Annotated in this window: 1 protein-coding gene; it reads left to right on the plus strand. The window is 64.0% G+C overall.

Going from position 1 to position 1,340, the window contains the following annotated elements:
* Positions 1–255: 255 nt before the first annotated feature.
* Positions 256–1,071 (plus strand): methyltransferase domain-containing protein, encoded by an 816-nt coding sequence (locus ACFUOZ_RS21375; protein ID WP_363447963.1) that lies wholly within the window; start codon positions 256–258, stop codon positions 1,069–1,071.
* The last annotated feature ends 269 nt before the right edge of the window (positions 1,072–1,340 follow it).

Raw genomic sequence — 1,340 nt, forward strand, 5'->3', positions numbered from 1 at the left:
AGACAGGGCATACTCTGCGACATCGTATAACGTTACTGGTTTCACATTCACCACCCTGAATTGACTCTCTTCCGGGCGCTATCATGCCATACCGCGAAAGGTTTTGCGCCATTCGATGGTGTCCGGGATCTCGACGCTCTCCCTTATGCGACTCCTGCATTAGGAAATTAATACGACTCGCTATAGGGGAATTGTGAGCGGATAACAATTCCCCTGTAGAAATAATTTTGTTTAACTTTAATAAGGAGATATACCATGGGCAGCAGCCATCACCATCATCACCACAGCCAGGATCCGGGGGACGAAAACCTCTATTTCCAGTCGGCGACCGAGGCCAAGGCCTTCGACCGGGTCGCGGACGACTACGACCGGATGCGGGGCGGAATGGAGCGCGGCCGGCAGGCCGCGGCGCAACTCGCCGGGGACCTGGTACCCGGCCCGGTGCTCGAAGTGGGTGTCGGGACGGGCATCGTGGCGGCGGGACTGGCCGAACTCGGCCACCGGGTCCACGGCGTCGACCTGTCGCTGCCGATGCTGTCGCGGGCCGCGGAGCGGCTGGCGGGGCGGGTGACGGCCGGGGACGCCCGGGCCCTGCCGTTCCGGGACGGCACGTTCGACAACCTGGTCTTCACGCACGTCCTGCATCTGGTCGGGGACATGCCGCGCGCCCTCGCGGAGGCGGCGCGGGTGCTGCGCCCCGGCGGGCGGCTGCTCGCGGTGCACGGCGACCCCGCGGCCGACCCGGACGACCTGGTCGCCGTACTGGACCGGCTGGCCGTGCTCCAGCCGCCGCGGCCCGACACCCCCGAACGGCTGGACGCGGCCGCGGCCGCGGCGGGGCTGACCCGGCTGCGGCACGAGTTCGCGCCGGACTACGAGCGGGCCACCACACCGCGTCAGCTGCTGGAGAGCCTGGAGCGCCGGCTGCCGCCCTACCTGTGGGAGGTCGACGACGAGACCTGGGGCCGGGTGGTGGAGCCGGCCCTCGCCGAACTGCGCGGCCTCGCGGACCCGGACCGGCCGCGGGTGCAGCAGTGGCGGGTGCACCGCAGCGTCTACGCCAAGCGGTGATAACATTTAAGTAAGTACTCGAGTCTGGTAAAGAAACCGCTGCTGCGAAATTTGAACGCCAGCACATGGACTCGTCTACTAGCGCAGCTTAATTAACCTAGGCTGCTGCCACCGCTGAGCAATAACTAGCATAACCCCTTGGGGCCTCTAAACGGGTCTTGAGGGGTTTTTTGCTGAAACCTCAGGCATTTGAGAAGCACACGGTCACACTGCTTCCGGTAGTCAATAAACCGGTAAACCAGCAATAGACATAAGCGGCTATTTAACGA

This window comes from Paenarthrobacter sp. NPDC057355, assembly GCF_042667405.1.
GTDB lineage: Bacteria > Actinomycetota > Actinomycetes > Actinomycetales > Micrococcaceae > Arthrobacter.

Excerpts from the sequence above, each read along its gene's own strand:
- ACFUOZ_RS21375 (WP_363447963.1), top strand. The coding sequence starts at position 256 with ATGGGCAGCAGCCATCACCATCATCACCACAGCCAGGATCCGGGGGAC.